Here is a 26,078-nt window from a genome sequence, read left to right on the forward strand (position 1 = left end):
CGTGAGAACGGCGGACGCCCGGCCCGGCGGGCCGGGCGTCCGGGTGGGACGTCGACCGCGTCAGCTGGTGTGCGGGGCGACGACGACCTCGACCCGCTGGAACTCCTTCAGGTCGGAGTATCCGGCGGTGGCCATCGTGCGCTTGAGCGCGCCCATCAGGTTCATCGAGCCGTCGGCCACCGAGGACGGGCCGTGCAGGATCTGCTCCAGCGTGCCGACCGTGCCGAACTCGACCCGCTTGCCCCGGGGCAGCTCGGGGTGCTGCGCCTCCGAGCCCCAGTGGAAGCCGTGGCCGGGGGCCTCGACCGCCCTGGCCAGCGGCGAGCCGACCATGACCGCGTCGGCGCCGCAGGCGATCGCCTTGGCGATGTCGCCGGAGGTGCCCATGCCGCCGTCGGCGATGACGTGGACGTAGCGGCCGCCGGACTCGTCCATGTAGTCGCGGCGGGCCGCGGCCACGTCGGAGATCGCGGTCGCCATCGGCACCACCACGCCCAGCACCGTACGGGTGGTGTGCGAGGCGCCGCCGCCGAAGCCGACGAGCACGCCGGCCGCGCCGGTCCGCATCAGGTGCAGCGCCGCGGTGTAGGTGGCGCAGCCACCGACGATCACCGGGACGTCGAGCTCGTAGATGAACTGCTTGAGGTTCAGCGGCTCGGCCCGGCTGGAGACGTGCTCGGCGGAGACCGTGGTGCCGCGGATCACGAAGATGTCGACGCCCGCGTCGATGACGGCCTTGTGGTGCTGGACGGTGCGCTGCGGGGACAGGCGGACGGCGGTGGTCACCCCGGCCGCGCGGATCTCCTCGATGCGGCGGCCGATCAGCTCGTCCTTGATCGGCGCGTCGTAGATGTCCTGGAGCCGCCTGGTCGCGGCCTCACCCTTGAGCTCGGCCACCTCCGCCAGCAACGGCGTCGGGTCCTCGTAGCGGGTCCAGAGACCTTCGAGGTCGAGCACCGCGAGACCGCCGAGCCTGCCGACCTCGATCGCGGTCTTGGGCGAGACCACACTGTCCATCGGGCTCACCACGACGGGCAGCTCGAACCGGTAGGCGTCGATCTGCCAGGCGATCGAGACCTCCTCCGGGTCGCGGGTACGACGGGACGGGACGATGCCGATCTCGTCGAGCGCGTAGGCGCGACGGCCGTTCTTGCCGCGTCCGATCTCCACCTGAGTCATATGTCTGTCTTTCCCATTCCATGCGTGTACGGCTCACGCCGAGCGGCGCAAGCCGTACAGGGCCGTTGTGGCCCGCCTGCTCGCCGGACCTGGCGCGGGCACCTCGACGTCCGTCCTCGGCGTCCGCGACAGGACTCTACCGACGGTGGTAGTTCGGAGCCTCGACCGTCATCTGGATGTCGTGCGGGTGGCTCTCCTTCAGGCCCGCGGCGGTGATCGGCATCAGCTCGCACCGGGTGTGCATCTCCTCGACCGTGCGGCACCCGGCGTACCACATGCCCTGGCGCAGACCGCCGACGAGCTGGTGGGCGACCGCCGCGACCGGACCGCGGTAGGGGACCTGGCCCTCGATGCCCTCGGGGATGAACTTGTCCTCGCCGCCGACGTCGGCCTGGGCGTAGCGGTCCTTGCTGAAGGAGGCGCCACCGCGCTCGCGGTTGCGGACCGCGCCGAGCGAGCCCATCCCCCGGTAGGACTTGAACTGCTTGCCGTTGATGAAGATCAGCTCACCCGGCGACTCCTCGCATCCCGCGAGGAGCGAGCCCAGCATCACCGCGTCGGCGCCGGCGGCGATGGCCTTGACGATGTCGCCGGAGTATTGGAGGCCGCCGTCGCCGATCACCGGCACCCCGGCCGGGCCGGCGGCCAGCGAGGCCTCGTGGATGGCCGTCACCTGCGGGGCGCCGACGCCGGCGACCACGCGGGTGGTGCAGATGGAGCCCGGGCCGACGCCGACCTTGATCGCGTCCGCCCCCGCGTCGATCAGCATCTGGGCGCCCGCGCGCGTGGCGATGTTGCCGCCGATCACCTCGACCCGGCTGTTGGCCTTGATCGTGGAGATCATGTCGGCGAGCCCCTTGGAGTGGCCGTGGGCGACGTCCACGATGATCACGTCGACGCCGGCCTCGACCAGCGCCATCGCCCGCTTCTCGGCGTCGCCCCCGACGCCGATGGCCGCCCCCACGACGAGCCGGCCATCGGCGTCCTTGGTGGCGAGGGGGTACTGCTCGCTCTTGGTGAAGTCCTTGACGGTGATGAGCCCGCGGAGCCGCCCGTCGGCGTCGACCAGCGGGAGCTTCTCGATCTTGTTCTTTCTGAGCAGCTCGAACGCGCCGTCCCTGGACACCCCGACCGGCGCGGTGACCAGCGGCATCGGGGTCATGACCTCGCGCACGGGACGGCGCTGGTCGGTCTCGAAGCGCATGTCGCGGTTGGTGACGATGCCGACGAGCACACCGGTCGGGTCGGTCACCGGGACACCGGAGATCCGGTAGGTGGCGCACAGGCGCTCGACGTCGGCGAGGGTGTCGTCCGGCGAGCAGGTGACCGGGTTGGTGACCATCCCGGCCTCGGAGCGCTTGACGAGATCGGCCTGCTGGGCCTGGTCCTCGATGGAGAGGTTGCGGTGCAGGATGCCGATGCCGCCCTGGCGGGCCATCGCCACCGCCATGCGGGCCTCGGTGACGGTGTCCATCGCCGCCGACACCAGCGGGATGCGCAGGGTGATCCCGCGAGACAGCCGCGTGCTGGTATCCGCCTCCCCCGGCTGCAGATCCGAATAAGCGGGCACCAGGAGCACGTCGTCGAACGTGAGTCCTGGCTCGGTGAACCTGGCCATCTGCAACCCTCCTACCACGGCGCTCTCATAAGCGGGGAAAGGCGCCGGCCCCCTGGTCATAGTTTAGAGTCTGGCTCCAAACCAGGGGGACATCGGGGATAAACGAGGGACCGAGCGGTCGGTGACCCGCCCGGTCCCCCGGTCACCGGCACCGCCACAAGGCGCCTGCGTGCCGCCGGACCCCCCTCCGCGTCCGGGCGGCGGCGCTCGTGACCGGTGCCGACGCTCTGTCAAGGGTGCGTCACCGCCTGTCCACCCGCAATGGGCAAACGTGCAATTGCACGAAGTTGCACCGCGGTGGCGCGCCGCGGACGTGACGCGCCGGCGGGCGGATCCGCGGGCCGGGCGCGGAGCCCGGCGCCGGGCCGGGTCAGGCCCCGCGCACGTCGCGCCGGCGGGCCGATCCGCGGGCCGCGCGCAACGTGACGGCGGGCGGAGCCTCGGGCCGGAGGCGGAGCCCGATGCCGGGCGCGCCAGTCCTGGCAACGTCCGGACAGGGATGATTCGCCGGGTTATTCTCTCGGGATCGTGTCACCTCAGGAGCCCCTCCCCGATGCGCATCGACACATCCGCACCGCCCGATCCGCTCGCGACCCTGGGCCTCACCCCGGGCCAGACCGCGCTGTACAACACGGTGCTGCGTCTGCACCGCGCCACCTGCGCCGCGCTCGCCGACGCCACCGACCGCTCGCCCGAGGCGCTGGAGCGCGAGCTGGCCAGCCTCGTGCGGCTGGGCGTGGTCGACGAGCAGGCCGGGGAGTATCTCGCCAGGCACCCCGCCGCGGCGCTCGGCCACCTGATCGCCGAGCGGCTGGACCGCCTCGCCGCCGAGAGCCGCAGGATCGACACCGTGCTCGGGTCGATCCGCGGCTTCATCCACCAGTACGACGCCGGGCTCGACTACCAGACCGGCCAGTTCGCGGTGGACCTGGTCGGCGGGGCCGACGAGCTCTACGAGAGCGTGATCGGCATGGCGGTCCAGGCGCCGCCGCTGGAGCTGCTGTCGGCCGTCCCCGACACCCGGACGATGAGCGACTTCGCGCACCGCTACGCCGACCAGTGGATCGGGGCCCAGCGCAGCGGCCTGCTCTCCTGCCGGGTCGTCATCCCGGTCCACACGCTGGAGACCGCCGGCCTGCGGGACAAGCTGGACCAGTTCGAGCGGGCCGGGGCCCAGATCCGCACCCTCGACGTGGTGCCGAGCTGGTTCCTGATCGCCGGGACCGACGCCGCGGGCATGCCCGCCCAGTGGGGCGGCGCCCTCGCCGAGAACGCCTACAACTTCCACCTGGTCCGGGCGGCCATCGTGGTGGCCGCGCTGCGCTCGCTCTTCGAGGAGCTGTGGACCCGCGCGGCACCGCTGCCGTGGACGCACCGCGGCGACGGCGTGGCGCGGGTGCTGCGGCTGGCCGCCCAGGGGGTCTCCGACGAGGTGATCGCCCGGCAGCTCGGGATCTCGGTCCGGACGGTGCGGGCCCGGTTCGCCGACGCCATGGCCGAGCTCGGCGCGCAGTCGCGCTTCCAGGCGGGCGTGGAGGCCGCCCGCCGTGGGTGGCTGGTGTAGTTCCGGACCCGGTCGTGGGCGGCTGGCGCGGTTCGGGACCTGGTCGTGGGCGACTGGTGTAGTTCGGCCCCTGTTGGCCGCATCGAGGTCATAAGGTGGGAACGTGCTCGACGATGTCCCTCGCGACCCGTTCGCGGATGACCCCGACGACCCGGCGGCGGCGCTGGGAGAGCCCGACGACCCCGAGCCGCTGACCTCAGCCGAACGCGACGAGGCCATGACCGATCTCGCCGACGTGGAGGTCTTCCGTTCGCTGCTGGAGCCCCAGGGGGTGCTCGGCCTGGTCCTCGACTGCCCGGAGTGCGGCGAGCAGCACTACTTCGACTGGGAGCTGCTGCGCGGCAACCTGCGGCAGATGATCGAGAACGGCCAGCCGCAGGTGCACGAGCCCGCCTACCAGCCCGACCCCACCGACTACGTCACCTGGGAGTACGCCCGGGGTTACGTGGACGGGGTGATCGACACCGAGGAACAGCGCTGATCGACGTCGTCGATCAGCGCGGCCAGCAGGTTGACGGCGACATCGGAGGTGGGGACGGCCTCCCTCCGGGAGAGCGCCTCCAGGACCGCGTCGGTCTCGGCCACGGCCGGATCCTCCTCCGGCCCGTATCTGCGGGCCGGACGCCGCGGATGGACCGCCGTCATGGCCCCGCCCGCCCGCCGGCGCCGCGGGCCGCGCCCGGCGCCGCGCACCGCCGGACCACGCTCGGCTGCTCGGCGGTCAAGCCGTCGACTCCAGCTCCAGCTCCGCCATCGCCCGCAGCCGGGCCAGCGCCCGATGCTGGGCGACCCGGACCGCACCTGGTGACATGCCGAGTACATTACCCGTCTCCTCCGCCGAGAGGCCCGACACCACCCGGAGCATGAGCAGCTGGCGCTGGTTGTCGGGGAGCCTGGACAGCAGCCTGCGGGCGTGCTCGGCCTCGATGTAGCGGACCACGGTCTCCTCCGGCCCCGGGCCCTCGTCGGGCCCGTCCGGGAGGTCCTGGGTGGGCACGGCGGAGCGCACGGAGCTGCGCAGCGCGTCGGCCACCTTGTGGGAGGCGATGCCGAAGACGAAGGACGCGAACGGGCGTCCCATGTCCCGGTAGCGGGGCAGCGCGGACAGCACCGCGATGCATACTTCCTGGGCCACGTCGTCTGCGATGTGATACTGACCGGAGACCCGGCCGAGACGAGCACGGCAATAACGGACGACCATTGGCCGTAACTGCGCGATCAGGGTTTCGATCGCGGTGCGATCACCCTGAACGGCGAGGCTCGTCAGATCCTTGAGATCATCCCTGTGGGCGACCCCGTCAGATCTCGTCGCAAGCCTTACCCCACTTTTGGCGTCGGCGACGCATCCCTCGGTCACGTTAGGCATGATGCCCGCCCCGATCGGGCCTGTCGTCATGGCGAACGGCTACGGATTGGTCACATTGAGGCGGAGATAACGGGGCGTAATCGAATGGCGACAGCAATGACCTTGGTATGCGCAAATATTTCATTGGATAGCCGAATATGTCGGCTATTTGTTAGAAGGATGTTTGGCCTTCCGCGCGGCCGGCGATGACGCTTTGGGGTCCCTTTCGGTTTACCGGAAAACCGAACGGCCCGCACCCCCCGAGGGGACGCGGGCCGTACCGGATCCGGTGGAGATCAGTGGCCGTGGCCGTGACCGTGGCCGTGGCCGCCGGCGGCGGCCGGGGCCTCCTCCTCGGGCTTGTCCACCACGAGGGCCTCGGTCGTCAGCAGCATGCCGGCGATGGAGGCGGCGTTCTGGACGGCCGAGCGGGTGACCTTGACCGGGTCGATGACGCCCTGGCTGATCAGGTCACCGTACTCGCCGGTGGCGGCGTTGAGGCCCTCGCCCACGGAGAGCTCGGCGACCTTGGTGGTCACCACGTAGCCCTCAAGGCCGGCGTTCTCGGCGATCCAGCGGGCCGGCTCGATGAGCGCCTTGCGGACCACGGCGACGCCGGTCGCCTCGTCGCCGGACAGACCGAGGTCGTCCAGGACCTTGGAGACGTGGATGAGCGCGGAGCCACCGCCGGAGACGATGCCCTCCTCGATCGCCGCGCGGGTGGCGGAGATCGCGTCCTCCAGGCGGTGCTTCTTCTCCTTGAGCTCCACCTCGGTGGCCGCGCCGACCTTCAGCACGCAGACACCGCCGGAGAGCTTGGCCAGGCGCTCCTGGAGCTTCTCGCGGTCCCAGTCGGAGTCGGACTGCTCGATGGCGAGCTTGATCTCCTTGACCCGGTCGGAGATCGCCTGCTGGTCGCCGGCACCGTCGACGACGGTGGTGGCGTCCTTGGTGATCACGACGCGGCGGGCGGTGCCGAGCACCTCAAGGCCGACGTGCTCCAGCTTGAGGCCGACCTCCTCGCTGACGACCTCGCCGCCGGTGAGGATCGCGATGTCCTGCAGCATGGCCTTGCGGCGGTCGCCGAAGCCGGGGGCCTTGACCGCGACGGAGGTGAAGGTGCCGCGGATCTTGTTGGTGACCAGGACGGCCAGGGCCTCGCCCTCGACGTCCTCGGCGATGACGAGCAGCGCCTTCTTGGTCTGGGCGATCTTCTCCAGCAGCGGCAGGAAGTCGGCGACGGAGGAGACCTTGCCCTGGGTGATCAGGATGTAGGGGTCCTCCAGGACCGCCTCCATGCGCTCCTGGTCGGTCACCATGTAGGGCGACAGGTAGCCCTTGTCGAACTGGAGTCCCTCGGTGAACTCCAGCTCCAGGCCCATGGTGTTGGACTCCTCGACGGTGATGACACCGTCCTTGCCCACCTTGTCGAACGCCTCGGCGATCAGCTCGCCGATCTTGGCGTCCTGCGCGGAGATCGTCGCGACGTGCGCGATCTCCTTCTTGTCCTCGACCGGGCGGGCCGACTCGATCAGCTTGTCGCTGACGGCCCTGGCGGCCAGGTCGATGCCGCGCTTGAGCGACAGCGGCTGGGCACCGGCGGCGACGTTGCGCAGACCCTCGCGGACCATCGCCTGGGCGAGGACGGTGGCGGTGGTCGTGCCGTCACCGGCGATGTCGTTGGTCTTGGTGGCGACTTCCTTGGCGAGCTGGGCGCCGAGGTTCTCGTACGGAGCCTCCAGCTCGACCTCGCGGGCGATGGTGACACCGTCGTTGGTGATGGTCGGCGCACCGAACTTCTTGTCGATGACGACGTTGCGGCCGCGCGGGCCGAGCGTGACCTTGACGGCGTCCGCGAGGGCGTTCACGCCACGCTCAAGAGCGCGGCGGGCGTCCTCCTCGAACGACAGGATCTTCGGCATGACAGTCCTCTCTAAAAGCACGTCGGCGCATCAAAGCCCCGGGCGCTCGCGCGGCCCGGGGCTCGATACGTCATCTTTATGAAGCGTGGATTACTTCTCGATGATGGCGAGCACGTCGCGGGCGGAGAGCACCAGGTACTCCTCGCCGCCGTACTTCACCTCGGTGCCGCCGTACTTGCTGTAGAGGACGATGTCGCCCTCCTTGACGTCGAGCGGGATACGCTTGTCCCCGTCCTCGTCCCAGTTGCCGGGGCCCACCGCGAGGACCTTGCCCTCCTGCGGCTTCTCCTTGGCGGTGTCCGGGATCACGAGGCCGGAAGCGGTGGTCTGCTCGGCCTCAAGCGGCTGGACCACGATGCGGTCGCCGAGCGGCTTAACGGGAACCTTGGTGGCGGTCGTCACGTCGGACCTCCCCTTCAGATTTGGATGATCTAGAAGAGGCGACCAGCGGTCTGCCGTCGCGGGTGTCAGACCTGCCTCGTCGCATATTTATTGGCACTCTCAAGGGGAGAGTGCCAATACGGAACAGTATGCAAGGAGGGCTTGACAGTCAACACGAACCGCCCTTGTGCGCTTCCCGCGAACGTCGGCCCCCCGGCGTCGAGGGGTTCCGGCCCGCGCGGACCGGGCCGCCGGACCGGACCGGACCGGGCCGGACCGGACCGGGCCGGACCGAGCCGCCGGGCCCGAGCCGCCGGGCCCGAGCCGCCGGACGAGGCGGAGGGCGGCACCTCGGCCAGGCGGTAACGTCGGACGGCGTGGACCTTGACGCATTCCGGGAGCTGCTGACGCCGCGCGGCCAGGAGGCCCTGGGGGCGGCGGCCGAGATCGCGGGCGACGACCCGGTGGCGGCGGTGACGCGGCTCCGGAAGACCTACGACGCCGATCTGACCTCGGCGGCGCTCACGCAGGCCACGCTCAGGCGGCGGGCCAGGGAGAAGTTCGGCGACGACGCCGATCTCATGTATTTCACCCCGGGCGGTCTGGAGCAGTCCACCCGCCGCGAGGTCGCCGACCACCGGGCCCGCCGCATCGCCCCGGGCTCCCGGGTCGCCGACGTCTGCTGCGGCATCGGCGGGGACCTCCTCGCGCTGGCCAGGGCCGGATGCGTGGTGGAGGCCGTCGACGCCGACCCGCTCACGGCCGCGGTCGCCCGGGCCAACGCCGACGCCCTCGGGTTCGGGGACCGGGTCTCGGTCCGCGCGGCCGACGCGGCCACGATCGACCCGGCCGCCTTCGACGTCCTGTTCGCCGACCCCGCCCGCCGTACCGCGCGGGGCCGGACCTTCGACCCGATGGCCTACTCGCCACCCTGGCCCGACGTGCTGACGATGGTGGCGCGGGCCGAGGCGGCCTGCCTGAAGGTCGCCCCCGGCATCCCCTACGAGTTCATCCCCGCCGGGGCCGAGGCCGAGTGGGTCTCCTACAAGGGCGACGTCAAGGAGGCCGTGATCTGGTGCGGCGGGCTGGCCGGCGGCGCGGGGCGCAGGGCCACGATCCTGCCGGCGGGCGCGACGGTGACGTCCGACCCGGCGCTCGGCCCGGCCGGGCACGGTCCCGTGGGCCGCTACGTGTACGAACCGGACGGCGCGGCCATCCGGGCCCACCTCGTCGCGGAGATCGCCGCGATGGTCGGCGGCCACCTGCTCGACCCGCACATCGCCTACATCACCGGGGACGCCGCCGTGGAGACGCCGTGGGCGTCACGGTACGAGGTCCACGAGATGCTGCCGTTCTCGCTCAAACGGCTGCGGGCGGCGCTCCGCGAGCGCGGGGTCGGCAATGCGACGATCAAAAAGCGCGGTTCCGCGGTCGATGTCGAACGCCTGCGGAAAGACCTGCGACTATCCGGTGACCGCTCGGCGGTCGTCATTCTCACCCGGATTGTCGAAAGGCCGTTCGCCCTCATCTGCACCCCTTCTTGACCTGCCGAAACGGCAAATTCCGACATTCCATTGGCAATCACGATCTTTTAAATTCCGCTCCGAAAAACCTTGATCCAGAGGCTAGGGTTGCCAGGCGGGAGTTCTTCCCCCGCCTGCGGTTCGACCGCGTTCGCCAGCAAAAAGGACCAACCCCGCCGCGCGGCTCACCGTCGGCGGGTGAAGGAGCTCTCGGTGGATCACTCCGACCACACCCTGCTCCAGGCAGGCAGTCAGACCGCCATCTCCGACCGGATGCGCGAGCTCCTCGCCCGGGCCGCCCAGGACCACGTGTACGAACAGCGCACCCAGGGCGCCGTGCTGGATGAGATCCGCCAGCGCCTGGAGGGCATGGAGTGGCTGCTGCGGGAGGTCAGGGAGCGCGAGCTCGGCGGGCTGGGCGGGACGCTGGAATCCGTCCACGGCCGCCTGGACGACATCGCCGTCCGCCCGCCGGCGTGGGCCGAGGGTCTGGCCCAGCACGTCGAGGCGGTCCGCGACCACGTGGACGCCGTGGGCGAGCGCGTCGGCTCCCTCGGCCAGGGGGTCGAGACCGTCCGCGACCAGGTCACGCCCATCGGCGAGCTGCCGAGCCTCTGGGCCGACGTCGGCACCGTCGGCGAGAGCGTGGACGAGGCGCTCGTCCGCCTCCAGTCGATCGCCGACGGCACCCAGGGCGTCGGCGACCTGGTGGGCGACCTCGCCGAGCGCCTGGGCCGGCTCCAGGCCGGCATGGAGGCCGCGGCCGGCCGCTTCACCCGCCTGGACAGGTCGCTGGCCGAGCTCACCCAGCGCGCCGATCGCCTGGAGTCGGGGCTGCTCGACCTGTCCGCGAGCGTGCGGGAGAGCGTCGGCGAGGCGGCCGGGCGCCTGCTGGCCGCGGTCGAGCAGGTCAACGGCCGGGTCGAGCTGCTCACGGCCCGCACCGACGGCCGCTTCGACGCCCTCGACGAGCGGCTCGACGACGTCGAGGGCCGCGTCACCGGCCGGGTCGACGCCGTCGGCTCCCGCCTGTGCACGCTGGAGGGCCACGCGGAGAAGCTCGGGCTCCGGCTGGAGGGCGTCGACGACCACGTCGAGGCCGTCGGCCGGCGCGTCGACGGGCTGCCCGCCGTCCTGAACGTCGGCGAGCTCATCGACGCCCAGACCGCCGATCACGCCGGCCGGCTGGCCTCCCTGGACGAGCGCGTCGTCCAGACCCAGGCCGCTCTCCTCCCCCTGGCCGACATGCTCCGCGCCCAGCCCGACCGCGAGCAGCTGGCCGAGGCCCTCGGCGAGGCCGTGGAGCCGGCCCGGACCGACCTCACCCGCCACCTGAGCGCCCTTGAGGAGACCATGCTGGCCCTCGCCGAGGCGCTGCTGCGCCCCACCCGCAACGACAAGGACTGACCCCCTACGGCGGCGCCCCGCCGCGGACTCCGCCGGCGGACACGCGCGGGCGGATCCGCGAGGTCACACGTGGACTGTGGTGATCGGCAGTGAGGAGTCGGCGGGGATGTCCAGCGGGGACGGGGTGATGCCGGCCGCCACCAGGTCGGAGCCGAGCGCGGCCACCATGGCCCCGTTGTCGGTGCACAGCCCCGGGCGCGGGACGCGCAGCCGTACGCCGGCCGCCTCGCAGCGCTCCCGGGCGAGGGCGCGCAGCCGGGAGTTGGCCGCCACGCCGCCGCCGATCAGCAGGTCCCGGACGCCGTGCTCGCGGCACGCCTGCAGGGCCTTGCGGGTCAGCACGTCGACCACGGCCTCCTGGAACGAGGCCGCCACGTCGGGCACGTGGATCGCCTCGCCGGTCCGCTCCCGCGCCTCCACCCAGCGCGCCACGGCGGTCTTCAGCCCGGAGAAGGAGAAGTCCAGCGTCCCGTCGTCGTATTTGCCGCGGGGGAAGGCGATGGCAGTGCCGGAGCCGTCCTGGGCCGCGCGGTCGATGTAGGGGCCGCCGGGGAAGGGCAGGCCGAGCACCCGGGCCACCTTGTCGAACGCCTCGCCCGCGGCGTCGTCGACCGTGGACCCCAGCGAGATGACGTCCTTGGCGACGTCGGGCACCAGCAGCAGGGAGGAGTGGCCTCCCGAGACCAGCATGGCGATGCACGGCTTGGGCAGGGCGCCGTGTTCGAGCTGGTCCACGGCCACGTGGGCGGCCAGGTGGTTGACGCCGTACAGCGGCAGGCCCAGGCCGAGCGCGTAGGCCTTGGCGGCGGCGACGCCGACGAGCAGCGCGCCGGCCAGGCCGGGCCCGGCGGTCACCGCGATCGCGTCGATGTCGGTGAAGCGCAGGCCGGCCTGCTCCAGGGCCCGCTCGACGGTCGGGGTCATCGCCTCCAGGTGCGCCCGGGAGGCCACCTCCGGCACCACGCCGCCGAACCGGGCGTGCTGCTCGACGCTGGAGGCGATCGCGTTGGCCAGCAGGGTGTGCCCCCGGACGATGCCCACCCCGGTCTCGTCGCAGGAGGTCTCGATGCCCAGGACTAGAGGTTCGTCACGCATTGAGGTCCTTCTTCATCGTGATCGCGTCGGTGCCGTCCTCGTAGTAGCGGCGGCGCAGGCCGATCCGCTCGAACCCGAAGCGGTCGTACATCGCCTGCGCGTCCGGGTTGTCGGCGCGGACCTCCAGGAACACCGCGTGCGCGCCCCGCCGTACGGCCTCCGCCAGCAGCTCGGCCAGCAGGGCCGCGCCGATCCCGGCCCGGCGCCGGTGGGCCGAGACGGCGATGGTCTGCACGTCCGCCTGGTCCCCGGCCGCGAAGAGCCCGGCGTAGCCGACGATCTCCTTGTCCACCAGGGCCACCACGTAGTGCCGGGTCCGGGGCTGGTCGTCGAGCTCGCCGCGGAGCATGCCCTCGCTCCACGCGTCGCGCGGGAAGGTCTCCCGCTCGATCTCCAGCACGGCGGGCAGGTCGTCTACGGTCATCAGGCGCAGCGCGGCGGTCATGCGGAGACCTTCTTCGGCGCCGAGGGCACCTGGGCGTCGGGGCGGCGCAGGTAGATCGGGTGGGGCAGGCTCAGCACGGGGTGCGTGCCGCTCTCCACGACCTCCCGGACGTCGGACCCGACGAGCTGCTCGGCGGCCAGCGCCGCCAGCGCCCCCGCGGAGGGGTACTGCGGCGCGTCGGCCAGGCGGGAGGGCCCGACGACCTCGGCGTACATCCGCGCGCCCGCGCCGACGAGCGGGAGCTCCGCGGGCAGGTCGTGCGGCCTGTCCACCGCGGGGCCGGACAGCCGGACCCGCGGGTCCTCGTAGTGCCCCCAGAACACCTCCTTGCGCCGCGCGTCGGTGGCCACCAGGAACGGCCCGGTCAGCCCGCTGCCGTAGGCGACGGCGTCGAGCGTGCACACGCCGTAGGCCGGGACGCCCAGTGACGTCGCGAGGGCCTGGGCGGTCATCAGGCCGACCCTCAGGCCGGTGTAGGGGCCGGGGCCGGAGCCCGCGACGACGGTGGTGACGTCGCCGAGCGAGACTCCGGCCTCCTGCAGGACCGTCTTGATCGTGGGTACGAGCAGCTCACCGTGGCGGCGCGCGTCAACGGTCGCCGACTCGGCGAGGACCCTCTCACCGTCGTGCAGGGCTGCGGTGACGGCGGGGGTCGCGGTATCAAAGGCCAGGACCAGCACGGACAGTTAGCCTAGTCCGTCATGGGGCGTCAGGGCCCACTCCGCTCCACCGGTCCGCCCCGGAACCGCTCCCGGCACGGGCGCGACCCACGCCGGAGGCGGCCGGCACCGCCGCGCGACGGGTCCACCGACAAACGCGTGGACGTGCCGCGCCCGGGGTCGCTAGCCTGTGCCCATGTCCAGCCCCGAGGCGTCAAGACTCTAGCCACCGGACTTCCGGTGGCCATCCACGTCGGCGTATCGCAGTCCTGCCGCCCATGAGGCCGCGGGCGCCGTCGGCCGTGCCCACTGCCACCGGATCACCGTAGTGCGGGCTGTGTCCGGCCTGGACCGCGCGTCACCTCCGTGACGCCGGCAGGCCCTTCCGCGCGCCGGCCGCGCCCTCCGGCCGGACGGTCGTCATCCGCGACGCCGGTCCGGGGGCCGCCGCGGCCTGCCGCTTCCTTGCCGATCCGCGATGTGGTTGCGGAGTTCTTGTCATGCCATTCGTTCTTTACCTGCTCGGACTGGCGGTCTTCGCTCAGGGGACCTCCGAGTTCATGCTGTCCGGCCTCGTGCCGGACATCGCCCGGGACATGCACGTGTCCATCCCCACCGCGGGGTTTCTGACCTCGGCGTTCGCGGTGGGGATGGTCATCGGTGCGCCGCTGATGGCGATGGTGAGCCTGCGCTGGTCACGGCGCCGCTCGCTCCTGACCTTCCTGCTCGTCTTCCTGCTCGTCCATGTCCTCGGCGCGGTCACCACCAGCTACGGGGTGCTGCTGGCCACGCGGTCCGTCGGGGCGCTGGCCAACGCCGGATTCCTGGCGGTGGCCCTGGCGACCGCGACCGGCATGGTCGCGCCGGACGCCAAGGGCCGGGCCACCTCCGTCCTGCTCGGCGGCGTCACCGTCGCCTGTGTCGTGGGCGTCCCCGCCGGCGCGCTGCTCGGCCAGCTGTGGGGGTGGCGCTCGGCGTTCTGGGCGGTGGCCCTCATGTCGGTGCCGGCCGTCGTCGCGATCCTGCGGTCGGTGCCGGCCGGCGGCTCCGGGACCGCCCCCGCGAGCGCGCGCGGGGAGCTGCGCTCGCTGCGCAGTCCGCGGCTCCTGGTGACCCTGCTGCTGGGGGCCCTCGTGAACGGCACGACGTTCTGCACGTTCACCTACCTCGCGCCGCTGGTCACCACCGTCACCGGGATCGGACCCGCGTGGGTGCCCGCCGTACTGGCGCTGTTCGGCCTGGGGTCGTTCCTCGGTGTCACCGTCGGCGGCCGCTACGCCGACGTGCGGCCCGTCCCGCTCCTGGTGGCCGGCGGGGTGGCCCTGCTCGCCGGCTGGACCGTGGCCGCGGTGACCGCCGGAAACCCGGTGATCACGATCGTGCTCGTCTTCGTCCAGGGGACCCTCTCCTTCGCCGTCGGGTCGACGTTGATCTCGCAGGCGCTCTACGCGGCGGCCGAGGCGCCGACCCTGGCCGGCGGGTCCGCCACGGCCGCGTTCAACGTGGGCGCCGCGATCGGCCCCTGGCTCGGCGGGGCCGCCATCGGCGCGGGGCTCGGCTACCGCTCGCCGCTGTGGGTCAGCGCGCTGCTGGTGGCCCTCGCACTCGTCACAGCCGGCCTGGCCCGGGGGGTCTGGCGCAGGGCGGCGGACCGGCGCGGGAAGGCGCCGGCGGCGGCTCTGTAGCCGGACAGGCGGCTCCCTGGCCAGGCGGGTCCGGGGTCGGGCAGGTCCCTGGCCAGGCGAGTCCGCGGACAGGCGGCTCCCTGGCCAGGCGGCTCCCTGGCCAAGCGGGTCCGGGGTCAGGCGGCTCCCTGGCCAGGCGGGTCCGGGGTCAGGCGAGTCCCTGGCCAAGCGGGTCCGGGGTCAGGCGGGTCCCTGGCCAGGTGGGTCCGGGGTCAGGCGGGTCCCTGGCCAGGCGTTCTCGCGGGCCGGCTTGACCAGGGTGGCGTAGACGATCACGTTGTCGCGGTATTCGCGCTTGTCCCAGTCGAAGTCGCCGCCGCAGGTGATCAGCCGGAGCCCGTCCTCCAGATAGACCTTGTCCGCCGGGAAGCGCTCCTTGCTCACCCGCTCGACGGAGTCCACGCGATACTGGGCGACCTTGCCGTCACTGCGCGCGACCTTCACGACCTGCCCCTCCCGGATCTCCTTGAGCCGGTAGAAGACCGCGGGGTCGGTCTTGGTGTCCACGTGCCCGAGGATCACCGCGGAGCCCTGGTCGCCGGGGACCGCGCTGTCCTTGACCCAGCCCGCCGTGTCCGGCTTCTCGTACGGCGGGAGCTCGATCTGGCCGTCGGTCACGCCGAGCTTCATCAGGGGTGCCTTGATGCCCAGCGACGGGATGTCGATGCGGCTGGGCACGACCGAGGGCCGGACCGGCGGCGTGTCACCGCCGCCGCCCCGGTGGAAGGCGACCATGACGGCACCGGTGACGAGCCCGGCCACGATGATCCGTGACCAGCGAGGGGATTCGGCCATCGGGTGTCACGGACGGCGTCGGCGCACGGCCACGAAGCCGATGCCGCCGGCGAGGACCGCCGCCACCAGGGCCCAGGTCACGCCGGACGGCATGCCCGCGTCCTGGGGGCCGCCGGCCGCGGTGCCGCCGCCGCCCGTGCCCGGCGCGTGGGTGCTGATGACGGTCCGGGTCGGCTTGGAGGTGGGGGTGTCCTTCGGGGTCGGCTTGGCGTCGGTCACGACCCTGAGGCTGGCCTTGCCGGTGTCGTTGGTCCCCTCGCACCTGGCGTTGACGTCGTAGACCCCGGTCGCGCTACCGGTGGCGACGGTGGCCTGGCCGCGGACCCACGGCTTGGCCACGGGGGTGGCGCTGGCCGAGGGCACCGGGGTGGGCGTGGTGAGGATCGGATCGAGCGTGACGGGCGTGCGGAAGATCTTGGACGAGGCGGTGCCGCGGTGCTCGGGCCCTCCCTGGGGGATCGGGCAGTTCGCCAGCACCCACACCTTCTGTCCGGCCTTGACACGGGCCGGCTGGAGCTGGACCTCGATGTCCTGCCTGCTGATCCCCGATCCCGAGGCGGTGGGCGAGGCGGTCCCCGTGGGAGCGCCCGAGTTCGCCTCGGCCGTGCATCCGACCATCCCGGCCATCCCGAAAAGGGTGATGGCCCCTAGAACCGCGACACGTCTGACCCTTGGCACCGTCGCACTCCACTCCGCAGTCCGGCCGACGACCCTCACCCGGCACAACTTCCCACCACTTCCCCATTAAACATGGGCGAAAGCGTCAGAGTCGATCTTCAATGGTGATGATCTACATCAAGTGGGATGTAGTGCCAGAGTGCCAGGATTCCCGCGGCTACGGGGGTGAATCAGACGACGCCCTCCCAGCGGGCGCCGATCCCGCGGAGCCGTACTGTCCGTTCCTCACCGGATTCGCCCCGCTCGATGGAGATCTCCAGACGGTCCTCGGTGAGCCCCTCGACCAGGCCCTCACCCCACTCCACGACCGTCACCGAATCCTCCAGCGAGGCGTCCAGGTCGAGGTCGTCGACCTCCAGGTCGCCGCCGAGCCGGTAGGCGTCGGCGTGCACCAGCGCGGGGCCGCCCGACAGCGAGGGGTGCACCCGGGCGATGACGAAGGTCGGGGAGGTGATCGGCCCGCGCACCTTGAGCCCGTCGGCGATCCCCTGGACCAGGGTCGTCTTGCCCGCGCCGAGCGGCCCGGACAGCACCGCCAGGTCTCCCGGGCGGAACAGCCCGGCCAGCTCCGCGCCCAGCTCGCGCATCTCTTCGGCGGTCGCCACGATTCTCACTGCTTGATCACTCCTGTCGATGGTCACGCCCGCCGGAGCCCCCGGGGCGGCTCCGGCGGGAATGCTCCCGCCCCGGGGCCCCGGTCTCACCGCTCGGCGCCGCCGTCGGCCGCCGCCCGCTTGAGCAGGTCACGCAGCGCGTCGTTGACGACGGTGGGCCGCTCCAGCTGCACCAGGTGCGAGCTGTCGGGGACCTCGGTGAACTGGGCGCGGGGCAGCGCCTCCGCCATCGCCCTGCTGTGCTCCACCGGCGTCAGCCAGTCCTTGTCGCCGACCATGATGGAGGTGGGCAGGCCGTCCAGCACCCGCAGCGCGTTCAGCTTGTCGTGCGACATCAGCGCCGGGTAGAAGTCGGCGATCACCTCGAACGGGGTGGAGCGGATCATCGACTCGGCGAAGTCCACCACCGTGGGGCTGACGTTCTTGGAGTCGCCGAAGCCCAGATGGCGCAAGGCCAGGAAGGCCACGTCGTTGCCCGCCTCGCGGCCCCGGTCCACCAGCGTGCCGTTACGGCCCAGCACCGACACCGTGCCCGGGGTGATCTTGTGCACCGCCTTGGCCAGCAGCGCGGGCAGGCCCAGCGAGATCTCGGCCAGCTTGCCCGAGGAGGTGGAGATCAGCGCGACGCCCTTGATCCTGTCGCCGAACAGCTCGGGGTGCCGGTCGGCCAGCGCCATGACCGTCATGCCTCCCATGGAGTGCCCCACCAGCACGCACGGCCCGGGCACCAGCGCGTCGATCACCTCGGCCAGATCGTCGCCGAGCCGGTCGATGGTGGAGTCCTCGGCCGTGGTGCGCGGCGAGCGCCCGTGGGAGCGCTGGTCCCACAGGACCAGCCGGTGGGAGTCGCGCAGGTCGCGCCGCTGGTAGTGCCAGGAGTCGAGGTTGAGGGTGTAGCCGTGGCACAGCACCACGGTCAGCGGGGCGTCCTCGGGTCCGTCCACCTCGGTGTAGAGGGACACGCCGTCGGAGGTGACGACCGTGGCCGGTCGGCCGCGCAGCTCGCCCAGCGGCTCGTTCGCCTCCAGGTCGGGCCGGAGCCTGATGCGGCCGACGGCGTATCGCTTGGCGAGGGCCGCGGCGGCCACTCCCGCTGATGCCACACCGACGATCGCGCCCGCGATTCCGACCCTGCGCCGTGTGGTAGTGCTCATGCGACCCCCTGGGATGCCTCTCACCGGTAAACGCGTGGGACCCGCGAACCGATCCTGGTCACGATCTCATGCGTGATCGTGCCAAGGGAATCCGCCCACTCCTGTGCGGTCGGCTCGCCCTGCGAACCGTCGCCGAACAGGATCACCTCGTCCCCCTCCTCCAGCGGGTCGTCCCCCATGTCGATCACGAACTGGTCCATGCAGACCCGTCCGGCGATCCGCCGCCGCCGGCCACCCGCCAGCACCTCCGCCCGGTTGGTGGCGTGCCGCAGGACGCCGTCCGCATACCCGAGGGGGATCAGGCCAAGCGTGGTCTCGCGATCTGTCACGTAGAGGTGCCCGTAGGACACCCCCGAACCCGCCGGGACCCGCTTGGCCAGCGCGGTCCGCGCCACCAGGGTCATCGCGGGGCGGAGGCCGAAGTCCCCGAGCTCGGGCACGGGGCTCAGGCCGACGACCGCGATGCCCGCCCGGATCATGTCGTAGCGCGCCTGCGGCAGCGTCAGCACCGCCGCCGAGTTGGCGATGTGCCGGAGCACGTGGGAGCCTCCGGCGCCCGCCTTCTCCGCGATGACCAGGGCCTCGTCGAAGACGGCGAGCTGGGCGTCGACGGACGGGTGGCCCGGGATGTCGGCGCAGGCGAAGTGCGACCAGAGCCCGGCGACCTCGACCGTCCCCTCGGCCTGCCGGGCCATGGCACGGTCCACCAGCGCGGGCCATTCGTCGAGCGCCGCACCGCCGCGGGTGAGGCCAGTGTCGGCCTTCAGGTGCACCCGGGCGGTCCGGCCCGCGCGGTGGGCGGTCCGGGCGATCTCGTCCACCAGCGCCGGCGTGGCGGCCGACAGCTCCACGTCCTGGGCGACCGCCTGGTCCAGCGGCTCGCCGGGCGGGATGATCCATGACAGGATCGGCGCGGTGATCCCCGCGGCCCGCAGCTCCAGCGCCTCACGGATGTAGGCGGTGCCGAGCCGGGTGGCCCCGCCCTCCAGGGCGGCCCGGCCGCAGGCGACCAGCCCGTGTCCGTAACCGTCGGCCTTGACCACAGCCATCGTCTCGGCGCCGGGAGCGTGCTCCTTGAGCAGGGCGATGTTGTCCCGGATCGCCGAGAGGTCCACCCGTGCCTCGGCCGGGTTCATCGGGAAACTCATCTTTTCAGTCTGGCAGGTCAGTCGTCCCCCTGGAGCCGACCGGTGAGTGATTTGATGACTGTGGGTAAGGATTCGACCACGGTCCAGGCTGAGAGCGGGCCGTTCCGCCCCGCCGTTCCGTGCAGGTGGGCGGCGCAGGAGGCCGCGTCGTAGGCGCTGAGTCCCCCGGCCAGCAGCATGCCCGCGAGCCCGGCCAGCACGTCGCCGGTGCCACCGGTGGCCAGCCAGGGGCTGCCGGTGAGATTGATCCTGACCGGCAGCCCCTCCTGGGCGACCAGCGTGGTCGAGCCTTTCAGCAGCACGGTCACGCCCAGCTCCGACGCGGCCCGCCGTACGTGCTCCAGCCGCCGGGCCTCGATCCGCGCCCGCGGCACCTCCAGCAGCCGGGACAGCTCACCCGCGTGCGGGGTGATCAGCACCGGCGCGGCGCGGCGGAGCAGCGACCTGTCCTGGGCGACCAGCGTCAGGCCGTCGGCGTCCACGAGGACCGGGACGTCGCTCGCCAGCACCGAACGGGCGACGGCGAGCGCCTCGGGCCCGGTGCCGAGCCCGGGGCCGAGCACCCACGCCTGCACCCGGCCCACCTCGTCGATCCCCTCGCCCGGCCGCAAGGGCGTGATCACGGCCTCCGGCCAGCGGGCCCGCACCTGGGCCGCCGGCTCGGCCACCCCCGCGTAGCGGACCAGGCCCGCCCCCGCCCGGACCGCCCCGCCGACGGCCAGCACCGCGGCGCCGGTGTAGCGGTGGCTCCCGGCGGCGATGCCGACGACGCCCCTGCGGTATTTGTCGGATTCCGCGTCCGGCCTGGGCAGCATCAGCGCCACGTCGACGCCGGTCAGCGCGGTCGCCTCGGGATCGGGCAGGCACGGTCCGAGCCCGATGTCGACGAACTCCACCCGGCCCGCGTTCACCGCGCCCGGGTCGACGAGCAGGCCGACCTTGCGGGCGCCGAACGTCACGGTGACGTCCGCCCGGACCGCGGCCCCGTCGACCTGCCCGCTGCCGGCGTCCACGCCGCTCGGCACGTCCACCGCGACCACCGCGCCGGGCGCCTCGCCGGCCAGCTCCGCGAGGGTGGCGTACGGCTCGCGCAGGGGTCCCGACCCGCCGATCCCGACCAGCCCGTCCACGACCAGGTCGGCGGCCTGGATGAGCCCGCGGGCCACCGCGGTGCCCGTCCCGCCCCCGGACGCGGCTCCCGGCGCCTGCGCCCGGCCGTCCGGGGAGTCCTCCCCCTCGCCTCCGGCCGGGGCACCGTGGAGATCCGTCACGCCGTCCCTGGACGCCGCGTGGTCGCGGAGGTCGGTCACCCGGCCCCCGGCCCGCCGCAGGGCCGCCAGCCCGGCCCCGTGGACCCGCGTCCCGGCGAGGATCGCCTCCACCCTGGCCCCCCGGGACGCGAGGCGCGCCCCGGCGTAGAGGGCGTCACCCCCGTTGTCACCGCTGCCGATCAGCAGCACGACGCGGGAGCCGTACACCCGGCCGAGCATCTTGGCGCAGGTCACCGCGAGGCCGGCGGCCGCCCGCTCCATCAGCGTGCCCTCGGGCAGTCCGGCCATCAGCGCCGCCTCGGCCGCCCTGATCTGATCGGTGGTGTACGCGCTCAGCATGGTTCTGACGCTATCCCCCGCCGATCACCGGCGTGTGCTCCGGCAGGGCCCATCACCCGTGCCTCCGGGATGGGCGGGGACGGCACCGGAGTCGGGGCCGGGGCCGGGGCCGGGGTGGGACGGTCGCCCGCGCGTCCGGGGCGTGCCAGATCCTCCCCCGCGCGTGCCGGGACGGGTCAGCCCTCGGCGATCACGTAGGCGACGGCCACGCCTCCGTCGTGCGTCAACGACACGTGCCAGCGCGTCACGCCGAGCGCGGCCGCGACCTCGGCGACCCGGCCGCTCACGTGCAGCTCCGGCCGGCCGTGCTCGCCGGTCCGCACCTCGGCGTCCAGGTGGGCCAGCCCCGGGGGCGCGCCGAGCGCCTTGGCCACCGCCTCCTTGGCCGCGAACCGCGCGGCCAGGGACTGCACGGCCAGCACCCGCTCGACGTCGGTGAACAGCCGCGTCCGCAGCGCGGGGGTCCGCTCCAGCGTCGCCTCGAACCGGGCCACGTCCACGACGTCCACGCCGATGCCCACGATCACGGCTCCAGGCTAGCGGAGCCCGCGCGCCGCGGCCCTCCACGGCGGCCGTCCGGAAGGGCCGGCCCGTACGGCGATCCCGATCTCTTCCCACTTTCCCGGACGGGTAATCCAGAGGCGTTGTCCACAGGCTGTGGATTACCCGTCCGGGGGGAGGTCACCGGCCTCCACCGCGCCCCGGCGGGCCACCCCGGACCACCCGGACCCCCGGGCCGCCGGGGACGGCCACGGCGAGGACGCCTACTCCACCGTGACGGACTTGGCCAGGTTGCGGGGCTGGTCGACGTCGTGCCCCTTGGCCGCGGCCAGCTCACAGGCGAAGACCTGCAGCGGAACCGTGGCCACCAGGGGCTGCAGCAATGTCGGCACGACGGGGATGCGGATCAGCGTGTCGGCGTAGGGCTCGACCGCGCTGTCCCCCTCCTCCGCGATGACGATGGTCTTGGCGCCCCTGGCCCTGATCTCCTGAATGTTGGACACGATCTTGTCGTGGATCACCCGCTGGCCCGACGGTGAAGGGACGACGACCACGACCGGCAGCCCCTCGTCGATCAGCGCGATCGGGCCGTGCTTGAGCTCCCCCGCGGCGAAGCCCTCGGCGTGCATGTAGGCCAGCTCCTTGAGCTTCAGCGCCCCCTCCAGCGCGACGGGGAAGCCCACGTGACGGCCGAGGAAGAGCACGCAGCGCTCGGTCGCCAGCGAGCGGGCCAGCGCGCGGACCGGCTCCACGGTCCCGAGCACCTCCTCCACCTTGAGCGGCATCCGGGACAGGTGGTCGATGATCTGGGAGATCTCGTCGCCGAACTTGGTGCCCCGGGTCTGGGCCAGGTAGAGCGCCACGAGATAGCAGGCCACGAGCTGGGTCAGGAACGCCTTGGTGGAGGCGACGGCGATCTCCGGGCCCGCGTGGGTGTAGAGGACGGCGTCGGACTCTCGCGGGATCGTGGAGCCGTTGACGTTGCAGATGGCCAGCACCCGGGACCGCTGCTCGCGGGCGTGCCGTACGGCCATCAGCGTGTCCATCGTCTCGCCGGACTGGGTGATCACGATGATCAGCGTGTCGCGGTTGAGGATCGGGTCGCGGTAGCGGAACTCGCTGGCCAGCTCGACCTCGCACGGCACACCGGCCCAGTGCTCGATGGCGTATTTCGCGATGAGCCCGGCGTGGTAGGAGGTCCCGCACGCGACCACGATGATCTTGCTGATGTCCCGCAGCTCCTGGTCCGACAGCCGCATCTCGTCCAGTACCAGCCGCCCGTCGGGCCCGATCCGGCCGAGCAGCGTGTCGGCGACCGCCCTCGGCTGCTCGGCGATCTCCTTGAGCATGAAGTAGTCGTGGCCGCCCTTCTCCGCGGCGGAGGCGTCCCAGTCCACGTGGTACTCCCGCGTCCGGGCCGGGTGGCCGTGGAAGTCGGTGACCGTGATCCCCGACGGGCGCAGCTCCACGACCTGGTCCTGGCCGAGCTCGACCGCCTCCCGCGTGTAGGCGATGAACGCCGCCACATCCGAGCCGAGGAAGTTCTCCCCCTCACCGCGCCCGACCACCAGCGGCGAGTTCCGCCGCGCCCCCACCACCACCTCCGGCTCGTCCACCGAGATCGCCAGCAGCGTGAACGCCCCCTCCAGCCGCCGGCACACCCGGCGCATCGCCTCCGCCAGGCCGTCCCCGGACGAGCGCTCCAGCAGGTGCGCCACCACCTCGGTGTCGGTCTCGGAGACGAGCTTGTGCCCGTCGTTCTCCAGCTCGGCCCTGAGCTCGGCGAAGTTCTCGATGATGCCGTTGTGGATGACCGCGATCCGTCCTTCGCAGTCGGTGTGCGGGTGGGCGTTGCGGTCGGTCGGCGCGCCGTGGGTGGCCCACCGGGTGTGCCCGATCCCCGCCGTCGCCGGCGGCGCCGGCCGCGAGGCCAGTCTGGCGCGCAGGTTGACCAGCTTGCCCGCCCGCTTCTCCACGGTCAGCGCCCCGTCGGCCCCGACGAGGGCGACCCCGGACGAGTCGTACCCGCGGTATTCCAGACGGCCGAGCCCCTCGATCGCGACCTCGACGGCCTGCCGCCTGCCGACGTATCCCACGATTCCACACATGGCCAACCCCCTTCGTCATGGGAAAGATCGACCGCCGAGCCTATGGAGAACCCCCTGGAGAACCCAAGAATCCTGCCCGGGATCGGGCAACGCCGTACCCACCCCGAAGCACTTACGACCGATCAGTAGGCTTCGGGGCTATGGCCAACGGGTGGGACGCGACGCCGTACGTCGAACTGAGCCGGGCGCAGTGGAGCGAGCTCCGCAAGAACACGCCCCTGACACTCACCGAGGACGAGCTTGAGGAGCTGCGCGGCGTCGACGACCCGATCGACCTGGCCGAGGTCACCGACATCTACCTGCCGCTCACCCGACTGCTCAACCTGCACTTCACCGGGGCCAGGCAGCGCAGCGCGGCGCTCAACACCTTCCTCGGGGCCAGCCAGCGGCCGGCACCGTACATCCTGGGGGTCGCCGGCAGCGTCGCGGTCGGCAAGTCGACCACCGCCCGGCTGCTGCACACCCTGCTGGCCCGCTGGCCCGAGCACCCCCGGGTGGACCGGATCACCACCGACAGCTTCCTGCACCCGAACAAGGTCCTCGCCGAGAAGGACATCATGCACAGGAAGGGCTTCCCGGACAGCTACGACCGGCGGGCCCTGGTCAGGTTCGTCGCCGACGTCAAAGCCGGCCTGCCCGAGGTGAGCGCCCCCGTCTACAGCCACCTGGAGTACGACATCGTGCCCGGGGCGACCCAGACCGTGCGCCGGCCCGACATCCTCATCGTCGAGGGCCTCAACGTCCTGCAGCCCGCCCCGCCCACCGCGCTCGCGGTCAACGACTACTTCGACTTCTCCATCTACGTCGACGCCAAGGTCGAGCACATCCGCGACTGGTACGTCGACCGCTTCCACAAGCTCCGCCGCACGGCCTTCGAGGACCCCAAGTCCTACTTCAGACACCTCGCCGAGCTGTCGGAGGCCGAGGCGACCGAGTTCGCCAGGAACGTGTGGCGCGACATCAACGAGCGCAACCTCGTGGAGAACATCGCCCCCACCCGGGGCAGGGCCGGCCTGGTGCTGCACAAGGGCGCCGACCACTCGATCCGGCGGGTGCGGCTGCGCCGCGTCTGACCCCGGCGCACGCCCCGGACCGGGCCCTGCGGGGTGCCCCGGCGGCCGGGGTCTACGGGAAGCGGGCGACGAAGCGGCGTTGCCAGGGCGTCTCGACGGCGTGTGGAGCGTAGTGCTCGCGGACGTAGGCGACCGCCTCACCGCCGGGGACCCCGTCGAGTACGGCGAGGCAGGCCAGGGCCGTGCCGGTGCGCCCCTGCCCGCCGGCGCAGGCGATCTCGACGCGTTCGGACCCGGCCCGCGCCAATGCCTCGCGCAGCGCGTCGGCGGTCGCCGCGCGGTCGGACGGCAGCCAGAAGTCGGGCCAGCGCAGCCAGCGGCTCTCCCAGGCGACGGGCGGTGGCCGGCGGCCCAGCAGGTAGAGCGCGAAGGCGGGCTCCGGCCCCTGCGGCAGCGGCCGCCTCAGTCCCCGGCCGCGGACGAGCCGGCCCGAGGGCAGCCGTAGCACACCCGGCGCCGCAGGCTCCCATGTAGCGATCATGATGCGAGCGTAACCGCCCCGCCCGTCGCCGGTCAGGCGGTTTTCCGCGGATCCCCGGGGGCCGCGGGCCGGTCCCCGGGCTCCGGTGAACGGCGGATCACGACCTAGGGTTGGCTCCGTGCTGCATCTACGCGTGATCAGTCCGGCGGAGCTGACGGACGACGTCCTGGAGCTGCTCGACGGCGCCGTGGGGGTGGTCAACCTGGTCCTGCTCCCCGGCGCGGCCCGTTCCCCCAAGGGCGACCTGGTCCAGTTCGACGTCGCGCGGGAGGCCGCCAACGAGGTGATCGAGCGGCTCCAGCGGCTCGGCCTGTGGGCGGAGGGCTCCATCGCGGCCGAGCAGGTCGACCTGTCGCTCTCGGAGGCGGCCGACCGCGCCGAGCGGGAGGCGCCGGGCGAGGGGGACGACGCCGTGGTCTGGGCGGAGTTCGCCCGGCGGGTCAGCGACGACTCCCGGCTCACCTGGGCCTTCCTGGCGTTCCTGGCGATCGCCACCCAGATCGCGGCGATAGGCGTGATCGTCAACTCGCCGGTCCTCATCGTCGGCGCGATGGTGCTGGGGCCGGAGTTCGGGGCGATCGCGGCCGTCTGCTTCGGTCTGCTCCGGGGCGACCGGCGGCTGATCGGCACCGCCCTCCGCACGCTGGCCGTCGGCTTCGCGGCCGCCGTCGCGGTCACCTTCGCCTGCGCGCTGGTCTCGCGCGGGCTGGGCTGGATCGAGCCGTCCAGCCTGACCGGCCACAAGGAGATCGAGTTCATCGTCAAACCCGACAGGTGGTCCTTCATCGTGGCGCTGCTCGCCGGGGCGGCCGGGGTGCTGTCGGTCACCGCGGGCAAGTCCTCGGCCCTGGTCGGCGTGTTCATCTCGGTGACCACGGTCCCCGCCGCCGGATACTTCGCGGTCGCCGCGGCGCTGTCCCGCTGGGACGACATGGCGTGGTCGGTCGCCCAGCTCGGGGTGAACATCGCGGGCATGGTCATCTCCGGCACCGTGACGCTGATCGTCCAGCGGGCCTACTGGTCGAGGTTCGGCGTGCGGCTCCCGCTCCGGCGGCCGGGCGGCCCCGGGCCCGGGTAGGAGCCCGGCCCGCCC

The 26,078-nt window shown here is 72.5% G+C and carries 25 protein-coding genes; 7 read left to right on the forward strand and 18 right to left on the reverse strand.

Features of this window, described 5'->3' with window-relative positions; genetic code table 11:
• Nucleotides 1-60: 60 nt before the first annotated feature.
• Both J2S55_RS11120 and guaB read right to left on the reverse strand, forming a co-directional pair.
• The gene (locus J2S55_RS11120) at nucleotides 61-1,179 is read right to left on the reverse strand and encodes a GuaB3 family IMP dehydrogenase-related protein (protein ID WP_306859497.1); all 1,119 of its coding nucleotides are present in this window, start codon (nucleotides 1,177-1,179) and stop codon (nucleotides 61-63) included.
• A gap of 136 nt (nucleotides 1,180-1,315) precedes the next feature.
• On the reverse strand, nucleotides 1,316-2,797 hold the full coding sequence (gene guaB / locus J2S55_RS11125; RefSeq protein ID WP_306859499.1) for an IMP dehydrogenase: 1,482 nt from the start codon (nucleotides 2,795-2,797) through the stop codon (nucleotides 1,316-1,318).
• Nucleotides 2,798-3,350: 553 nt separating this feature from the next.
• On the opposite strand from guaB, the gene J2S55_RS11130 reads away from it, so the two are divergent.
• Together J2S55_RS11130 and J2S55_RS11135 are read left to right on the forward strand one after the other, a co-directional pair.
• A complete protein-coding gene (locus J2S55_RS11130; protein ID WP_306859501.1) occupies nucleotides 3,351-4,361 on the forward strand; it encodes a helix-turn-helix transcriptional regulator in 1,011 nt (336 codons plus the stop codon).
• Between the two features lie 103 nt (nucleotides 4,362-4,464).
• On the forward strand, nucleotides 4,465-4,842 hold the full coding sequence (locus J2S55_RS11135; protein ID WP_306859503.1) for a DUF5319 family protein: 378 nt from the start codon (nucleotides 4,465-4,467) through the stop codon (nucleotides 4,840-4,842).
• Here J2S55_RS11135 and J2S55_RS11140 read toward each other — a convergent pair.
• The 4 genes from J2S55_RS11140 to groES all read right to left on the reverse strand — a co-directional run bounded on the left by J2S55_RS11140 (nucleotide 4,803) and on the right by groES (nucleotide 8,030).
• Nucleotides 4,803-4,946 carry a hypothetical protein gene (locus tag J2S55_RS11140; RefSeq protein ID WP_306859505.1) on the reverse strand — a complete coding sequence of 48 codons (144 nt, stop codon included), beginning with the start codon at nucleotides 4,944-4,946 and terminating at the stop codon, nucleotides 4,803-4,805. The two genes, J2S55_RS11135 and J2S55_RS11140, sit on opposite strands and share 40 nt — an antisense overlap.
• Before the next feature lie 136 nt (nucleotides 4,947-5,082).
• Nucleotides 5,083-5,727: a sigma-70 family RNA polymerase sigma factor gene (locus J2S55_RS11145; protein ID WP_306859507.1), complete on the reverse strand. Its 645-nt coding sequence runs from the start codon at nucleotides 5,725-5,727 to the stop codon at nucleotides 5,083-5,085.
• Between the two features lie 275 nt (nucleotides 5,728-6,002).
• On the reverse strand, nucleotides 6,003-7,628 hold the full coding sequence (gene groL / locus J2S55_RS11150; protein ID WP_306859509.1) for a chaperonin GroEL: 1,626 nt from the start codon (nucleotides 7,626-7,628) through the stop codon (nucleotides 6,003-6,005).
• A 90-nt stretch (nucleotides 7,629-7,718) separates the two neighbouring features.
• A complete protein-coding gene (gene groES / locus J2S55_RS11155; RefSeq protein WP_012887898.1) occupies nucleotides 7,719-8,030 on the reverse strand; it encodes a co-chaperone GroES in 312 nt (103 codons plus the stop codon).
• 356 nt (nucleotides 8,031-8,386) lie between these two features.
• Between groES and J2S55_RS11160 the strand changes: the two genes are divergently transcribed.
• Both J2S55_RS11160 and J2S55_RS11165 read left to right on the forward strand, forming a co-directional pair.
• Nucleotides 8,387-9,553 (forward strand): class I SAM-dependent methyltransferase, encoded by a 1,167-nt coding sequence (locus J2S55_RS11160; RefSeq protein ID WP_306859511.1) that lies wholly within the window; start codon nucleotides 8,387-8,389, stop codon nucleotides 9,551-9,553.
• Between the two features lie 192 nt (nucleotides 9,554-9,745).
• On the forward strand, nucleotides 9,746-10,939 hold the full coding sequence (locus tag J2S55_RS11165; protein WP_306859513.1) for a hypothetical protein: 1,194 nt from the start codon (nucleotides 9,746-9,748) through the stop codon (nucleotides 10,937-10,939).
• Between the two features lie 63 nt (nucleotides 10,940-11,002).
• Here J2S55_RS11165 and tsaD read toward each other — a convergent pair whose 3' ends face one another.
• From tsaD to tsaB, 3 genes are read right to left on the reverse strand one after another with little or no spacing between them, the layout of a single operon-like run.
• Nucleotides 11,003-12,034: a tRNA (adenosine(37)-N6)-threonylcarbamoyltransferase complex transferase subunit TsaD gene (gene tsaD / locus J2S55_RS11170; protein WP_306859515.1), complete on the reverse strand. Its 1,032-nt coding sequence runs from the start codon at nucleotides 12,032-12,034 to the stop codon at nucleotides 11,003-11,005.
• Nucleotides 12,027-12,479 (reverse strand): ribosomal protein S18-alanine N-acetyltransferase, encoded by a 453-nt coding sequence (gene rimI / locus J2S55_RS11175; RefSeq protein WP_306859516.1) that lies wholly within the window; start codon nucleotides 12,477-12,479, stop codon nucleotides 12,027-12,029. The genes tsaD and rimI overlap by 8 nt, the downstream gene beginning before the upstream one ends.
• Entirely contained in the window at nucleotides 12,476-13,159 is a 684-nt protein-coding gene (gene tsaB, locus J2S55_RS11180) for a tRNA (adenosine(37)-N6)-threonylcarbamoyltransferase complex dimerization subunit type 1 TsaB (protein WP_306859518.1), read from the reverse strand. Before tsaB ends, rimI begins: the two co-directional genes overlap by 4 nt.
• A 479-nt stretch (nucleotides 13,160-13,638) precedes the next feature.
• On the opposite strand from tsaB, the gene J2S55_RS11185 reads away from it, so the two are divergent.
• A complete protein-coding gene (locus tag J2S55_RS11185) occupies nucleotides 13,639-14,823 on the forward strand; it encodes a Cmx/CmrA family chloramphenicol efflux MFS transporter (RefSeq protein WP_306859520.1) in 1,185 nt (394 codons plus the stop codon).
• Between the two features lie 180 nt (nucleotides 14,824-15,003).
• On the opposite strand, the gene J2S55_RS11190 is transcribed toward J2S55_RS11185, so the two are convergent.
• From J2S55_RS11190 to glmS, 8 genes are all read right to left on the reverse strand, one after another.
• Nucleotides 15,004-15,618: a class F sortase gene (locus J2S55_RS11190; RefSeq protein WP_306859521.1), complete on the reverse strand. Its 615-nt coding sequence runs from the start codon at nucleotides 15,616-15,618 to the stop codon at nucleotides 15,004-15,006.
• Nucleotides 15,619-15,624: 6 nt separating this feature from the next.
• Nucleotides 15,625-16,245: a hypothetical protein gene (locus tag J2S55_RS11195; RefSeq protein ID WP_306859523.1), complete on the reverse strand. Its 621-nt coding sequence runs from the start codon at nucleotides 16,243-16,245 to the stop codon at nucleotides 15,625-15,627.
• A gap of 221 nt (nucleotides 16,246-16,466) precedes the next feature.
• Nucleotides 16,467-16,910 carry a tRNA (adenosine(37)-N6)-threonylcarbamoyltransferase complex ATPase subunit type 1 TsaE gene (tsaE, locus tag J2S55_RS11200; protein ID WP_370879619.1) on the reverse strand — a complete coding sequence of 148 codons (444 nt, stop codon included), beginning with the start codon at nucleotides 16,908-16,910 and terminating at the stop codon, nucleotides 16,467-16,469.
• A gap of 86 nt (nucleotides 16,911-16,996) precedes the next feature.
• A complete protein-coding gene (locus tag J2S55_RS11205; protein ID WP_306859525.1) occupies nucleotides 16,997-18,064 on the reverse strand; it encodes an alpha/beta fold hydrolase in 1,068 nt (355 codons plus the stop codon).
• A 20-nt stretch (nucleotides 18,065-18,084) separates the two neighbouring features.
• Entirely contained in the window at nucleotides 18,085-19,212 is a 1,128-nt protein-coding gene (gene alr / locus J2S55_RS11210) for an alanine racemase (protein ID WP_306859527.1), read from the reverse strand.
• Between the two features lie 17 nt (nucleotides 19,213-19,229).
• Nucleotides 19,230-20,822, reverse strand: coding sequence for an NAD(P)H-hydrate dehydratase (locus J2S55_RS11215; protein WP_306859529.1), 1,593 nt, complete (start codon nucleotides 20,820-20,822; stop codon nucleotides 19,230-19,232).
• 176 nt (nucleotides 20,823-20,998) lie between these two features.
• Nucleotides 20,999-21,349, reverse strand: coding sequence for a holo-ACP synthase (locus tag J2S55_RS11220; protein WP_306859531.1), 351 nt, complete (start codon nucleotides 21,347-21,349; stop codon nucleotides 20,999-21,001).
• A gap of 237 nt (nucleotides 21,350-21,586) precedes the next feature.
• Complete coding sequence (glmS, locus tag J2S55_RS11225; RefSeq protein WP_306859533.1) at nucleotides 21,587-23,431, reverse strand: glutamine--fructose-6-phosphate transaminase (isomerizing); 1,845 nt, start codon at nucleotides 23,429-23,431, stop codon at nucleotides 21,587-21,589.
• A gap of 140 nt (nucleotides 23,432-23,571) precedes the next feature.
• Between glmS and coaA the strand changes: the two genes are divergently transcribed.
• Nucleotides 23,572-24,504 (forward strand): type I pantothenate kinase, encoded by a 933-nt coding sequence (coaA, locus tag J2S55_RS11230; protein WP_306859535.1) that lies wholly within the window; start codon nucleotides 23,572-23,574, stop codon nucleotides 24,502-24,504.
• 52 nt (nucleotides 24,505-24,556) lie between these two features.
• On the opposite strand, the gene J2S55_RS11235 is transcribed toward coaA, so the two are convergent.
• The gene (locus J2S55_RS11235) at nucleotides 24,557-24,985 is read right to left on the reverse strand and encodes a protein-tyrosine phosphatase family protein (protein WP_306859537.1); all 429 of its coding nucleotides are present in this window, start codon (nucleotides 24,983-24,985) and stop codon (nucleotides 24,557-24,559) included.
• A 118-nt stretch (nucleotides 24,986-25,103) separates the two neighbouring features.
• Between J2S55_RS11235 and J2S55_RS11240 the strand changes: the two genes are divergently transcribed.
• Nucleotides 25,104-26,063, forward strand: a complete 960-nt coding sequence (locus J2S55_RS11240; RefSeq protein WP_306859539.1) for a DUF389 domain-containing protein — start codon at nucleotides 25,104-25,106, stop codon at nucleotides 26,061-26,063.
• Nucleotides 26,064-26,078: the final 15 nt, after the last annotated feature.

Origin of the sequence: Streptosporangium brasiliense, from assembly GCF_030811595.1 — a bacterium.
GTDB classification, from domain to species: Bacteria; Actinomycetota; Actinomycetes; order Streptosporangiales; family Streptosporangiaceae; genus Streptosporangium; species Streptosporangium brasiliense.